Here is a 13,442-nt window from a genome sequence, read left to right as displayed (position 1 = left end):
GGTTAGATGTGGTCGTTGCTGGTATAGGACTCTGGTCGCAGATGGGTGATACCGGCGGGTGGCAATCCGGCCGCATAAGCGAGTACTTCGCAGAACGCTTCCACGTGTGGCCGCATTTCGGTGCTGCCCGCCGTCCACGACGCACGCAGCTCCAATTGGTGCGCGCGCGGTGGCCCCGCGATGTCGCCGTAGCGCACCGAACTCGTCGAGGTGACGGTGCCGCCCAACGCGGTGAACGGCTCGCTGCGGGTTTCGAGCGCGTCCACCAGCCAGCTCCAGGCGACCTCGGGTAATAGCGGGTCGGTGGCAAGGGCGGCGTCGATGTCGGCCTGGATATAGGCGACCAATCGGAAGATGCCGTGCCACGCGTCATCGCCGTCTGGATCATGTAGCAGGATCAGCCTGCCGAAGGCATCGCCCTCGGAATCGACTGGCACGGAGGTAGTTTCGGGGTGTTTGACTTCGGCGCCGAGTGCGTACGAATACGGTGCGAGGCGTTGCGGAGGGCGGATCGGTGCCAGCTCGATCCGAGGGTGCACGGCAGCGGTGGCCATCGCCTCGACCGCGGCGCGAAATTGAGCTGGCTCATCGGGTCCCTCGGTCGGTGCGGCCCCGTCGCGGAAGTCGAGCGGTGTCACGGAAGCGACGGTAGCCCTAGTCCGCCCGGTGCGCTCGGAGGCGCGCCGCCGAGGCGCTTGCGGCAAGTTGGACGCGGCCCGTCCGTCGTCGGTTACCCGGCCGAGAGAAGGACCGAGAGCTGCCCGCTTACGATGACGGTGATGAACACTCACACCCGCCGCCGGTTGACCGATGCCCCGTTCCTGGCCGCCGCTACCGGCGCCGCACCGAGCCATCGGCCGGTGTGGTTCATGCGCCAGGCCGGACGATCGCTGCCCGAATACCGCGAACTGCGCAAGGGCATCGGAATGCTCGAGTCATGTTTCGAGCCGGAGCTGGTGTGCGAGATCACCATGCAACCGATCCGCAGGCACGGTGTCGATGCGGCGATCTTGTTCTCCGACATCGTCGTTCCGTTGAAGGCCGCGGGCATCGACCTCGACATCGTGCCCGGTGTCGGACCGGTGGTCGCGTCGCCGGTACGCACGACCGCCGATGTTCGTGCACTGCCGCGACTGCGCCCTGAAGAAGTCGGCGCGGTTACCGACGGTGTGAAGCTGCTGACCGACGCGCTCGGCGAGACACCGCTGATCGGGTTCGCGGGTGCGCCGTTCACGCTGGCCTCGTACCTGGTGGAGGGTGGCCCCAGCAAGAACCACGAGCGGACCAAGGCGATGATGCACGCCGACCCGCAGACCTGGCACGAACTGCTCGGCGTACTGACCGACATCACCATCGCGTTCCTGCAGGCGCAGCTGGCCGCGGGTGTCGACGCCGTGCAGCTGTTCGACTCGTGGGCGGGCGCGCTCTCCCTCGCCGACTACCGCACGTTCGTACTTCCGCATTCCGAGCGAGTGTTCGCCGAGGTCGCAGGCGCCGGCGTGCCGCGCATCCATTTCGGTGTCGGCACCGGCGAGCTGCTCGGTGTGATGGGGGAGGTGGGCGCGGATGTCGTCGGCGTCGATTGGCGGGTGCCGCTGACCGAAGCGGTGCGTCGGGTCGGACCGGGTAAAGCGTTGCAGGGCAACCTGGATCCCGCGGTGCTGTTCGCCGGTGCGGCGGCGGTGGAGGCGCAGGCGCGCCGAATCGCGCGCGAAGCCGACGAAGCGGTCGCTATGGGCGCGGCGGGGCATATTTTCAACCTCGGCCATGGTGTTCTCCCCGATACCGACCCCGGCGTACTGACCGCGTTGGTCGAGCTCGTCCACGAACTCTGAGCCTCGCTCGATCGTGGAAGGTGTTCCTGCCGTGACGTCGGTGGCGCAGATCGCCGCGCGGGTTTTCGCGAGCGAACCGCGGCTCGGCGCCACAAGACTGGTGGCGGTGGATGGGCCGGGCGGCGCTGGGAAGTCCACGCTCGCCGCGTCTTTGGCCGTCGTGTGTGGGGCGCAGGTGGTGCACACCGACGACTTCGCGGCCGAGAACAACCAGCTCGCCTGGTGGCCTCGGCTGGAGCAGCAGGTGCTCGAACCGATCGCTTGCGGCAGGCCCGGTCGGTATCAGCGTTATGACTGGGTCGATCGGGCCTTGGCGGAGTGGCATGAGGTTGTCCCGGGCGGAGTGATCGTGCTGGAGGGCGTGTCCTCCGCGCGCGCGGCCGTGCGTGATCGGCTGTCGTTTGCGGTGTGGGTCGAGGCGCCGCGTGCGCTGCGGTTGGCGCGTGGTCTCACCCGCGACGGCGCGCACACGCTGCCGTTGTGGGAGCAGTGGATGGCGGCCGAGGATGCTCACTTCGCGGCCGATCGCACCGAGGAGCATGTCGACGCGGTGGTCCGTGGCGACGCCGTCGGCCGATAGCGGGCAGGTTACGGTCGCAGGTATGAGAATCGCGGTTGTCGGCGGCGGAATCACCGGGTTGGTTGCCGCGTATCGGTTGCGCACGCTGCTCGGGTCGGGCGCCGAGATCGTGGTCGTCGATCGGGCCGATCGCGTTGGCGGCATTCTCCATACCGGTGAATTGGCAGGGGAGCCCGTGGATCTCGGGGCCGAGGCGTTCGTCGGTCGACGGCCCGAGGTGCCGGAACTGCTGCGTGAACTGGGGCTGGAATCGCAACTGGTTGTTCCGGCGGGGTTGCGTCCGCTGCTCTGGTCCGACGGTAGGGCACATCCGCTGCCGGAGGGCACCCTGATGGGGATTCCTCTCGCCGCGGAGTCCATGCGGGGGCTGGTCGATGCCGAGACGCTCGCGCGGATCGACACGGAGTCCAGCAGGCCACTGGCGTGGTATCCCGATGCCGATATCGACGTCTACAGCCTGATCGCGGACCGCTTCGGAGCGCAGGTCGCCGAGCGCAGCGTCGACCCGCTACTGGGTGGGGTGTACGCGGGCAGCTCCCGTTCGATCGGCGTGCGCGCGGCACTGCCGACATTGGCCGCGGCACTCGACGACGGCGCGCCCAGCCTGACCCACGCGGTGGCCGCCGCGATGCCGCCGCCGTCCAGCGCGCCCGTCTTCGGCGGTATCCGCGATGGCTATCGGGTGCTCCTGGAAGCACTCTCGGCACGCTCCGCCGCGAAATTCGTCACCGCCACAGCGGCCACTCGGCTCGCTCGCGGCCTGCGCGGCTGGGTCGTCGATCCGGTCGGCGCGGTGAACGCGGTCGTGCTCGCCACCCCGGCCCCGGTGACCGCTCGTCTGCTGCGCACCCTCTCGCCCGCCGCGGCAGGGGCGGCGGCAGGCATCGAACTGTCCTCGTCGGTCCTTGTCGCACTGGCACTTCCGCGCGACACCGCGCTGCCGCAGAACTCCGGCATCCTTGTCGCCACCGGAGAACCCTTGCGGGCCAAGGCCTTCACCTTGTCCAGCCGCAAATGGACGCACCTCGCACAGCGCGAAAACGCCGCCGCCCGCGTTTCATTCGGCAAGTTCGGCGACGATTCCACACTGTCCTGGTCCGACGACGACCTCATCGCCGCCGCCGCCGAAGACCTCGCCACCGTCACCGGCGCCACCATCGAGCCGATCGGCGCTCTCGTTCAACGGTGGCCGGGTGGGCTCGCCCAATACGCACCGGGCCACACCGACCGCGTCGCCGAAATCGAGTCCGCCATAGCGAATCTCGACGGCCTCGCGGTAGCGGGTGCATACCTCCACGGCGTCGGCGTTCCCGCCTGCGTAGCCTCCGGCACGGCCGCCGCCCACCGGATCGCCGCCGGACAAGGCTGAACCGCTACCGGCTCCGAATTCTGCGGTGCGGCCGATGCTGGGCCGCAGCAGGCTCCCCATGGGGACGGACGGTATGTGGCGGTCGGACGGCGACGCCTATCCCGATGGGTCGGCGCGGGCTTCGATCGGCCCGCGGTAGACCTCGTTGCGGCGAGTGGCACGATGGGTGGCATGGCGCGACTCGACTACCAGGCTCTCAATTCCAGCGTTCGGTACCTGATGTTCTCGGTCTTCCAGGTGAAACCGGGTGTGCTCGGTGAAGATCGGGCCAAGGCCGTCGCCGATGCTCAGGCGTTCTTCGATGGGCTCGCCGATCGTGACGTGGTTGTGCGCGGCATTTACGATGTCGCGGGCCTGCGTGCGGACGCCGACTTCATGATCTGGACGCACGCCGAGCGCGTCGAGGACCTGCAAGCCGCGTACGCGGACTTCCGTCGCACCACCGAGCTGGGCCGGGCGAGCATTCCGGTATGGAGCAATGTCGCGGTGCATCGGCCCGCCGAGTTCAACAAGAGCCACGTGCCGGCCTTCCTGGCCGGTGAGGACCCGGGCGACTACATCTGCGTCTATCCGTTCGTGCGGTCCTACGAGTGGTATCTGCTGCCCGATGAGGAGCGGCGCAAGATGCTCGCCGATCATGGCAAGGCCGCACGCGGCTACCCGGATGTGCGCGCCAACACCGTCAGCTCGTTCGCCCTCGGCGACTACGAGTGGATTCTCGCTTTCGAGGCGCCGGAACTGCACCGCATCGTCGACCTGATGCGTGATCTGCGCGCCACCGAGGCACGCCTGCACGTGCGCGAGGAGATCCCGTTCTACACCGGGCCCCGCGTCGAGGTCGACAAGCTCATCGCCGCGCTGCCCTGAGCCCGGCGTCTTCGCGGCGTTTCGTGGATCGGCACTCAACGGTGCAATTACCGAGCAATCGGGGCAAGCCCAACCGCATGCCCCGATATTTCGGGGCATGCGCACCGCAACCGCGGTCCGTAGCCTTCCGCTGAGCGCGGAAGATCTATTGCGCTGCGTTGCCCGAGGGGTGCAGCTGCAGTGCGATGGAGTTGATGCAGTAGCGCTTGTCGGTGGGCGTGCCGTACCCCTCGCCCTCGAACACGTGGCCGAGGTGGCTGTGGCAATTCGCACACAGCACTTCGACACGGTGTGTGCCGAGAGTGTCGTCGGAGCGCAGGATCACCGCCTCCGACTTCGCCGGATCGAAGAACGACGGCCAACCGCAGTGCGAGTCGAACTTTTCGGTGCTGCGGAACAGTTCGGAACCGCACGCACGGCACACATAGACACCTTCGGTCTTGGTGTCGGTGTATTCGCCGGTGTGGGGGCGCTCGGTCGCGGCCTGCCGCAGCACCGCGTACTCCTCGGGATTCAGCTTGGCCTTCCACTCCTGTGGCGTCAGCTGGATGCGAGGCGCGGGCAGGGACGTGTCAGCGTCGGAACTCATTGCTCCACGCTAATAGGTTTTCGGCCGCGGCGCCGCAACCGGGGTCGCTACTCGAGTGCGCTCGCGTATGGTTCGGCCCGGAATCCAGACCGTTCGCCGGAGTCGGTGTCCGCCGGGGCGGCCGTGTTCGAACGCGGTGGGGCGGTATCGGCCACCGCGTCATCGGAATCCGGCGGCGACGACATCCAGGTCGGGTCGATGCCGAACCGTAGTCGACCGTCGCGCCGGGCCGCGAGATACCGGTCACCGAGGACGCAGAAGATCACGATGAGCAGCAGACCCCAGCCGAAGGTGATGCGCAGGTACTCCAGGTTGCGGCCCAAACCCTGCCAGCGGTCCGAGAGCCACTTGTCGTAGGACATGAAACCGAATATCGCCAGCCAGGCAGGCCAGTTGCGCAGCACCGAATTGCGCAGCACCACCGACATCAGCAGCGGGAACAGCATCATCGAGTAATACATCTGCCCGAGCGAGGGGAGCAGGAACGACGCGGTCATCAGCACGCCGGAGGAGGTCGTCACGAAGAAGAGCTCGTCCTCGCGGTAGTAGCGGTAGAGCAGCCACAGCGTAATGGCGACGAGAACGCCCATCACGATGCGCATGCCCCAGGTCAGCCACAGCGGCAGACCGTAGTAGGCCGCGTTGCCCGCGATGGCGCTGTTGAAGTAGTCCCTGGAGTCGACGATGTAGCGCGCGGTGCGGGTGAAGAACTTGTCCGCATCCTTCGACAGTGGCCAGGCGATCGCGGTCAGCGCGACGGGCACACCGATCGCGGTGTAGAAGACCTTCCACTGTCCGCGGGCGGCCGCGATCAGGATCAGCGGCGCCAGCGTCGGTTTGATCGCGATGCTCAAGCCGAGTATCGCGCCCGCCCATAGGTCCCTGCGCCCGAGCAGCAGCATGATGAAGGCGACCTCGGCCAGCAGCACGCAGCCGTTGACATTGGTGAAAACCAGTGTGTTGGTGACTGTTTCGGAGATGAACATCGCGAACAGCAGCACCGGTGCCGCCACCGAGGACAGCGTGAACTTGAACAGCTTCAGCAGCAGGTACCAGGCCAGGATGATCGCGGCGGCGTTGAGCAGGATGAAGAACCAGCGCGACTTCTCGGGATCGACAAGTGCCAACGGTGCGATCAGCAGAGTTCCACTGGGCGGGTACAGGTAATGCGGATCAACCGAGTCGAAGTTGGCGGTGTACACCGGGTTGCCGTTGAGGAAGGCAAGCGAGGCGTTGTAGACCGGCCTGAAGTCGTCGGTGATGAACCCGTTGACAGCCTTGATGAAGACCCGGTTGAGCACAGTCATGACCGCTAATGGCCAGAGTGCGAATTTGATCGCTTCGGCGGTGGTACGAGCGGTGCGCGGCTCGAGCTGTCGAAGTAACACTGGGGCACGGTACACCGGATCAGCCCGTGACGGTTGCGGGGACCTATCCGGCGCGTCGATACCAGGGGTTATGCCGGGCAGGCGGTGCCATCCTTCGGAAGCTTCGCGTCCTTCAGATAATCGAGCAGAGCCTGTTGGGCACAGCCGGAATGGGTGAACACCGGATGGCCCCAGCCCTGCCATGTCACCGACGCATGCCTGGCGCCCGCGGCACCGAGCGCACCGGTCACCGAAGCCTGGCCGCCGGCGCCGACCACCGGATCGGCGATGCCACCGAGGACGAGAACCGGTAGGTCCAGCTTGGTCGGCAGCGGCGCGGCATCCGCGACCGGCCACGCGGCGCAATCCATCATGGCGATCGCGGCGGCCTTGCCGAAGACCGGATACTTCTGAGCCCATTCGGTACTGAGTTCCCTGGCCCGGCTCGGGCTCGGCGGCGTCTGATTGTCGGTGCAGCGGTTCACGAATTGCCCGTCGCTCGCGGTGGCGGCGGATTCACGCAGGATGAGTTTGCCGAGCGCGCCGCGGTCGCCGCGGCCTGCCGCCGAGAGCGCGTCGGCGAGTTCGGCGATCCGGTTGGCCTGGTCGGCGCGCGCACCGCCGAGAAACCCTGTCACCGCGGTCAACAGCGCGTTCGCGGAGATGTCGCCGAGTCCGCCGGTGCTTGCCTTGTTCACCAGGTCGGTGACCGTCGCGCGCGGGTCGGCGCCGAGCGAGCAGTTGATTCCGGTGCAGCGCTGCGCGAATGCGGTCAGCGCCGCTTCCGCGCCCTGGACCTGTTGTTCGGCCCTTGTGGTCGCGTCGGCGCCGACCGCCTCGGGAGAGTCGAGGATCAGCCGCGAGAGGTGGTCGCCGTACCTGCGGGCGAAACTCAGCGCGACCTTGGCGCCGTTGCCGCTGCCGAGCAGATCGATATGGTCGACCTGCCATTGCTTGCGCAGCTGTTCGATGTCGTCGGCGGCGTGCGGCGCGTCGAAGGTGCCCTCGTAAGGGTGCAGGAAGTCGCGGCAGGCGATGGTGGCTTCCTGGCTGAAGCCGGTCACCGCCTCAGCGGGATCGGTTGCGCCCTGCGCGAATTGGGCATTATCGGCGAGGCCGCGGCGCATGGCTGCGTCCATGCAGTCGATCGGCTGCGAGGTGCCGAGGCCGCGGCGGTCCACCGCGACGATCGGGCGGGTGGTCAGCAGCCCGCTCGCCGACCCGATGGCGAGCCCGGCGAGGGTGGCCGAGGACGAGCGATCCGAGCCGGAGGTCAGTACCAGCGGGGCGACGTCGGTCGGGGTCTGCGGCAGGCGGGCTCGCATGGCACCGGCACGGAAGCTGCCGAGCACCGCGCCCGTCCCGTCGATCGGTGTCGAGAACTCGGCGCAGTCGAGGACCAAGCCCGCGGGTGCCGGACCGAGGCCGAGCAGGTCCAGCGTCGGTGCCGTGCACTCCCGCCAACTCAGGTCGGTCTTGGGCAGCTCGGCCTTCGGCGGGGGTGGCGCGGCCGAGTTGGCAGCGGGCCCCCCTGCGGCGGGCGCGCGCTCGACGGCGACGCCGGGGCGATCGGAGGGGCCCGCACCGCATCCGGCGATCATGATCGAGAGTGTCGAGGCCAGCACGGCGGCCCGAGTCCAGCGCATGTGCTACACCCTGCCAGGTTCCCTCGGTTGTTTCACAAAGCGGGCGTAGATGAGCTGTGGGCGCGGGCGTCTCACCGGTCAGTGCCTGGACCAACGGGTGAGGATGGTGCCGTCGTCGTCGAGCAGGATGTGCTTGCGTGTCATGGGGGTGCGTAACTCGCGCGCCGACAGCGATATTCGCCGCGCCGTGCCGCCGACCAGCACCGGTGCGGTGGTCAGGCACAGTTCGTCGATCGCATCGGCTTCCATCAGCTCGCCGAACAGATGTGGTCCGCCCTCGCACAGCACCCGGCGCAACCCGAGCTCGTCGAGCGCGCGCAGCAGCCCCTTCGGTGTCACCGCTACCTCGCCCGCCTCGACCACCCGCGCACCCGCGTCGGTCAGCTGTTGCTTGCGTTGCTGTGGCGCCGCGGCGGTGGTGATGATCAGCGGTGGAACCACCGTGTCGGTGTAGAGCCGCGAGCCGGGCTCCATCGCGGCGCTCGCGGTGAGCACGGCGATCGGCGGCGGCGCGCCGTCGCGATGGCCGCCGATGCCGCGGTCGTAGAGGCCGCGGCGCAGGCGCGGATCGGTGCGCGCCCCGCCGTAGTTCTCCGCGCGCGCGGTGCCCGCGCCGACGAGGATCACATCGGCGAGGTCGCGCAGCAACATGAACACGGTTTTGTCGGCAGGGGTGCCGAGTCCTTCGGTCAGGCCGCCACTGCTGGCCGCGCCGTCGATGCTCGATACGAAATTGGCTCGGACCCAGGGCGCGTCGAGCTGGGTGGGGTAGGCGTACAGCTCGGCGAGGTCGTTGTCACTCAACCCTGTGAGCTGGATCGCATTGTGGATACGCTGCATGAAGCAACATCACACCACGTCATTAGGCTCCGTCTATGCAAGTACGCCTTGTCGATCGCCATCCGGAGGTTCCGGCCGACCAGTTGGTCGCGCAGATGGTCCCACCGCCCATGTTCGACGAGGTCAGTTTCGCCTCCTACATCCCCGATCCCAAGGAGCCGAGCCAAGCTGCCGCGGTTCGCAAGGCCGAGGACTTCGGCGGTCGGGTTGCCGAGATCAACCGTGCCGTCAACAAGAAGAGCTTGTTCGGCAAGAGGAAGGCGATCAGCGGCGCCGGGCTGTATCTGGACGGCGGCTTCGGCGTCGGCAAGACCCACCTGCTCGCCTCGATCTTCCACAGCGCGCCCGCGCCGAAGTCCTTCGGCACCTTCGGTGAGGTCACCAATCTTGTTGGCGCGCTCGGGTTCAACAATGCCGTCGAGCGACTGTCGGCCAACAGCGTGCTGTGCATCGACGAGTTCGAACTCGACGATCCCGGCGACACCATGCTGGTGTCGCGGTTGCTGACCGAGCTGTCCGCGCGTGGGGTGTCCATTGTCGCGACCTCCAACACGCTGCCGGGCCAGCTGGGCGAGGGCCGCTTCGCCGCGCAGGACTTTCTGCGTGAGATCAAGAAACTCGGCTCGATCTTCGAGCCCGTCCGTGTCGACGGCCCCGACTATCGACACCGCGATCTGCCGCCCGCCCCCGAGCCGACCTCCCCCGAGTTGCTGACCGAACGGGCCACCGCCACAACGGGATCCACGCTCGACGAGTTCGATGCGCTGCTGAAGCATCTGAGCACCCTGCATCCGTCGAAGTACGGCGCCTTGATCTCCGGGGTGTCCTCGGTGTTCATCTCGAACGTGCACCAGGTCGACGATCAGGCCGTCGCACTGCGGATCGTGGTGCTGGCCGATCGGCTCTACGACGCGAGTACTCCGGTCACCGTCTCGGGCGTGAAGCTCGACGAGGTTTTCTCGCCGGAAATGCTCGAGGGCGGCTACCGCAAGAAGTACCTGCGCGCGATCTCGCGATTGCTCGCGCTTTCGCGATTCGAGGCGGCTGAGACCGCAAGTTGACCTACTGATGTTTCAGTTGGTTGGGTGGGTGTCGAAACGGGGACTGTTCGTTCAACCGATTGGAGCACCTGTCATGGTCAGTCGTTCGATCCGTGTCCCCGTGGCACTCGCCGCCGGACTCACCGTCGCCTTCGGGCCGTTGGCCGGCGTCGCCCTCGCCGACCAGCCGAGTACGTCGGTCACCGCGTTCGACCGCTCGCTGAACCTGCAAGGCGTGCAGAACGCGCGTGACGCGGGCGGCTACCGCACCGCCGACGGCCGTCTGGTGCGCACCGGCCTGGTCTACCGCGCCGGCCAGCTCAACAACGCGACCCCTACCGATCTTGCCGACCTGACCCAGCGCCGGGTCCGCTACGTCGATGACCTGCGCACCGTCTTCGAGCGCACCATCGGCCCCGACAAGGTCCCCGCAGGCGCCACCGCGCACTGGGACGACGTCATCGGCCAGGCGCCGCCGCAGACCCTGATCACCACCCTGACCGGCGGCGACGACCTCTACCGCGCCTTCATCACCGCGCCGGGTGCCAACCGGGCCTTCGCCTCGGTGCTGCGCGACATCATCGACACCGAAGACGGCGCCGTGCTGTTCCACTGCACCGCGGGCAAGGACCGCACCGGCTGGACCTCCGCGGTGCTGCTGAGCATCCTCGGTGTCGACCGCGGCACCGTGAACAAGGACTACCTGCTGTCCAACCAGTACCGGAACACCGGCCCGAACGACAACCTCAACGGCGTCCAGCAGCCATGGCTGGACGCGGCCTTCGACCAGGCCGACCAGACCTATGGCAGCTTCGACAACTACGTCCGCGATGGGCTCGAGCTCTCCGCCGCCGATGTTGTGGCATTGAAGGCCAAGATGCTGGCCTGAAATGCGTTGAGCGGCCGCGCGTCGGGTTCCTTGCGACCCGGCGACCCGGCCGTCCGTGCGCGGGTTCAGGACTTCCGTTGCTCGGCGTCCCAACGGTCGATCAGCGCGGGCAGTTCCTTGCCCATCCAGACGAAGAACTCGTGCATGTCGCGGACTCGGGCAGCGTCTTCGCCGTTCGGATCGTCGAATAGGTTGAGCCCGCGCGAGGTCATGTTGGTGAGGTCGGTGTACATGCCGCTCTGCTGCCGGGTCAGTTCCGGCAGGATGCCGGGGCGGATCGAGTAGTAGTCCTTGCGGTCGCCCGGCTTGGAGATTTTGTCGACCCAGCGCATCGTCACCAGTGTCTTCAGTGCCGTGGAGATGGAACCCTTGGAGGCCTGCAACGCATCGGCGATCTGGCCGAAGGTCTGTTGTGGTGGATCACAGACCAGCAGCCAGCCCGCGGCGCGCCCGGTCATCCGGACCAGCCCCATGCGCTCGAGTACGAGCGCGAAATCTTCGACGAAGGCCAACTGCTCCGCTGTGGTTTCGGCCGCTTCGTGTTCGGTGCTGCTCATCGGTCGAGTATCCCTTCGATTGTGCCGATAGCGGAAAACGGGGCGGGCCGTGTCGGCCCGCCCCGTGGGCAGCGTCAGACCGCGAGATCGCGGCGGTTGAAGGCTGCCAGCGATCCCGCGACGGCGACGGCGATCAGCGCGGTCAATATCGCCAAGTGGATTCCGTTCCAGCCGTTGACAAGTGGTGCACCACCATTGGCGTAGTAGAAAGGTGACAGTTTGCGCACCAGATCGCCGCCGAGATTGTTGGCGAAGTAGCCGCCGACCGCGACCAGCGAGGCGAGACCCAGGGTCAGCGAGCGCTTTCCGGTGATCGCACCGACGAGCAAGGTGATGGCGCCGATGCCGAGTGCGAGCAGCCCGAGGCCGACACCGGCGGCCGAGATATGCCCGGCCGGTACGGCCAACCCGCCTTTGTTCGCTCCGGCTACGACGCTCAGGGTCAGCGCGGCGGTGGCGATCGTGGTCTGCGCGGCCAAGGCGGCAAAGCGCTGACACAGCAGGCTCGTTCGGCTGGTCGGCTGGGCGAGCAGCAGGTCGAGCGTGCCGTTCTCCTCCTGCGTCACCGAGCGCGTCGCGAAGCTCACCACGAAGATGAGCATCAGCAGCAGGCCCATCAGTGAGAAGACGGTCGCATTCAAATAGCCTGTCGCGCTTGCGAAGTCGTTCAGCCCCATGGCTTCGTACATCTTGTTCTGCTTGATATCCAACGAGCCTTGCTCTTCGAGTGACCGGTAGGAGGGCAAGTACATCATCGGTACGATCACGAAGCCGATCGACCAGCCGATGAGGCCGCGCCGCTGTTCCTTCAGTGTCTGGGTGAAAACCGAGCGAGTCATGACGTAGTCTCCTGTGCGATAAAAGGTTCGGGGGAGTGACAGTCACCGGCCGTAGAGGCTGAAGAAGATCTGCTCCAGGTCCGGTTCGGTCGACAAAACGCTCACCAGCGGGTACTCGGCCGCTACCTTGAACAAGGCGTCGACATCGCCTTCAGTGGTGCAGCGCAACGTCTTTCCTTCGATGCTCAGCTCGCGCACGGCGGGCAACCTCGCGAAGTCGTCGGCGAAGATCTCCGCGTCGAACACCAACTCGACCGAACGCGGCGATCGGCGCCGCAGATCCTCGACGTTCTCGGTGCCGAGCAGCCTGCCCGCGCGCATGATGACGGCCCGATCGGCGGTCTGCTGCACCTCGCTGAGAATGTGCGAGGACATGAACACCGTCTGCCCGTTGTCCTTCGCCTCGGCCACCAGATCCAGAAAGCGTTGCTGTAGAAGCGGATCCAGCCCCGAGGTCGGCTCGTCCAGGATCAGCAGATCCGGGCGGTGCATGAACGCGGCGATGATGCCGACCTTCTGCTTGTTCCCCTTGGACATTGCCCCGACCTTTCTCGACAGATCGAGATCGAGCAGCTCGGCCAGTTCGCCGATGCGACCCGCAGGCACTGTGCCGCGCTGGTCGGCCAGGAAGTCGAGCAGGTCGCGGGCGGTGTTGCGACCCTCGATCTCCAGCTCGCCGGGCAGGTATCCGATGCGCTTGCGCAGTTCGGCACCGCCGCTGCGGGGATCGACGCCGAGCACCTCGACGTGACCTGAGGTCGGCCGGATCAGATCCAGCAGGATGCGAATGGTGGTGGACTTGCCCGCGCCGTTGGGGCCGAGGAAACCGAATACCTCGCCCTGGCCGACCTCGAGGTTCAGATCGGTGAGTGCGACATGCTTGCCGTAATGCTTGCTGAGGCCCTCGGTGCGGATCGCAGCGGTCATGATGCTCCTTCGAGAAGTTCTATAAGAACTGGTGCGTTCAGTAGAGACTGAACAGTCAGAACTTGTCAACCTCTCGGTGGCGCCCAATTACGATGCG

14 protein-coding genes are annotated in these 13,442 nt (G+C 66.9%); 6 read left to right on the top strand and 8 right to left on the bottom strand.

The features are described from left to right. Positions 1 to 2 precede the first annotated feature (2 nt). Positions 3 to 554: a DUF3000 domain-containing protein gene (locus ACLMAJ_RS27875; RefSeq protein ID WP_412016894.1), complete on the bottom strand. Its 552-nt coding sequence runs from the start codon at positions 552 to 554 to the stop codon at positions 3 to 5. A 216-nt stretch (positions 555 to 770) separates the two neighbouring features. Here ACLMAJ_RS27875 and hemE point away from each other — a divergent pair, with 216 nt between their 5' ends. The 4 genes from hemE (at position 771) to hemQ (ending at position 4,651) form a co-directional block, all read left to right on the top strand. Continuing rightward, positions 771 to 1,835 (top strand): uroporphyrinogen decarboxylase, encoded by a 1,065-nt coding sequence (gene hemE / locus ACLMAJ_RS27870; protein ID WP_412016809.1) that lies wholly within the window; start codon positions 771 to 773, stop codon positions 1,833 to 1,835. A gap of 31 nt (positions 1,836 to 1,866) precedes the next feature. Then, a complete protein-coding gene (locus ACLMAJ_RS27865; RefSeq protein WP_412016808.1) occupies positions 1,867 to 2,415 on the top strand; it encodes a uridine kinase family protein in 549 nt (182 codons plus the stop codon). A 22-nt stretch (positions 2,416 to 2,437) separates the two neighbouring features. Then, complete coding sequence (locus ACLMAJ_RS27860) at positions 2,438 to 3,784, top strand: protoporphyrinogen oxidase (RefSeq protein WP_412016807.1); 1,347 nt, start codon at positions 2,438 to 2,440, stop codon at positions 3,782 to 3,784. 171 nt (positions 3,785 to 3,955) lie between these two features. Further along, positions 3,956 to 4,651 (top strand): hydrogen peroxide-dependent heme synthase, encoded by a 696-nt coding sequence (hemQ, locus tag ACLMAJ_RS27855; protein ID WP_412016806.1) that lies wholly within the window; start codon positions 3,956 to 3,958, stop codon positions 4,649 to 4,651. A gap of 145 nt (positions 4,652 to 4,796) precedes the next feature. Here the strand turns inward: hemQ and msrB are convergent, their stop codons facing one another. From msrB to ACLMAJ_RS27835, 4 genes are all read right to left on the bottom strand, one after another. After that, on the bottom strand, positions 4,797 to 5,240 hold the full coding sequence (msrB, locus tag ACLMAJ_RS27850; protein ID WP_412016805.1) for a peptide-methionine (R)-S-oxide reductase MsrB: 444 nt from the start codon (positions 5,238 to 5,240) through the stop codon (positions 4,797 to 4,799). 47 nt (positions 5,241 to 5,287) lie between these two features. Continuing rightward, the gene (locus ACLMAJ_RS27845; RefSeq protein WP_412016804.1) at positions 5,288 to 6,643 is read right to left on the bottom strand and encodes a glycosyltransferase family 87 protein; all 1,356 of its coding nucleotides are present in this window, start codon (positions 6,641 to 6,643) and stop codon (positions 5,288 to 5,290) included. A 53-nt stretch (positions 6,644 to 6,696) separates the two neighbouring features. Next, entirely contained in the window at positions 6,697 to 8,253 is a 1,557-nt protein-coding gene (locus ACLMAJ_RS27840) for an alpha/beta hydrolase (RefSeq protein WP_412016803.1), read from the bottom strand. 78 nt (positions 8,254 to 8,331) lie between these two features. Further along, the gene (locus ACLMAJ_RS27835) at positions 8,332 to 9,093 is read right to left on the bottom strand and encodes a pyrimidine reductase family protein (protein ID WP_412016802.1); all 762 of its coding nucleotides are present in this window, start codon (positions 9,091 to 9,093) and stop codon (positions 8,332 to 8,334) included. 35 nt (positions 9,094 to 9,128) lie between these two features. On the opposite strand from ACLMAJ_RS27835, the gene zapE reads away from it, so the two are divergent. Together zapE and ACLMAJ_RS27825 are read left to right on the top strand one after the other, a co-directional pair. Continuing rightward, complete coding sequence (zapE, locus tag ACLMAJ_RS27830; protein WP_412016801.1) at positions 9,129 to 10,154, top strand: cell division protein ZapE; 1,026 nt, start codon at positions 9,129 to 9,131, stop codon at positions 10,152 to 10,154. Between the two features lie 73 nt (positions 10,155 to 10,227). Further along, positions 10,228 to 11,022, top strand: coding sequence for a tyrosine-protein phosphatase (locus ACLMAJ_RS27825; RefSeq protein WP_412016800.1), 795 nt, complete (start codon positions 10,228 to 10,230; stop codon positions 11,020 to 11,022). A gap of 65 nt (positions 11,023 to 11,087) precedes the next feature. Here ACLMAJ_RS27825 and ACLMAJ_RS27820 read toward each other — a convergent pair whose 3' ends face one another. From ACLMAJ_RS27820 to ACLMAJ_RS27810, 3 genes are all read right to left on the bottom strand, one after another. Continuing rightward, positions 11,088 to 11,579 carry a GbsR/MarR family transcriptional regulator gene (locus ACLMAJ_RS27820; protein ID WP_412016799.1) on the bottom strand — a complete coding sequence of 164 codons (492 nt, stop codon included), beginning with the start codon at positions 11,577 to 11,579 and terminating at the stop codon, positions 11,088 to 11,090. A gap of 74 nt (positions 11,580 to 11,653) precedes the next feature. Beyond that, on the bottom strand, positions 11,654 to 12,418 hold the full coding sequence (locus ACLMAJ_RS27815) for an ABC transporter permease subunit (RefSeq protein ID WP_412016798.1): 765 nt from the start codon (positions 12,416 to 12,418) through the stop codon (positions 11,654 to 11,656). A 42-nt stretch (positions 12,419 to 12,460) separates the two neighbouring features. Next, complete coding sequence (locus ACLMAJ_RS27810; protein WP_412016797.1) at positions 12,461 to 13,345, bottom strand: ABC transporter ATP-binding protein; 885 nt, start codon at positions 13,343 to 13,345, stop codon at positions 12,461 to 12,463. Positions 13,346 to 13,442: the final 97 nt, after the last annotated feature.

The organism is Nocardia arseniciresistens, assembly GCF_046764875.1.
Lineage (GTDB): Bacteria > Actinomycetota > Actinomycetes > Mycobacteriales > Mycobacteriaceae > Nocardia > Nocardia arseniciresistens.
Note: the sequence above shows the minus strand (reverse complement) of the source record. Positions and strands in the feature narration are given on the sequence as shown.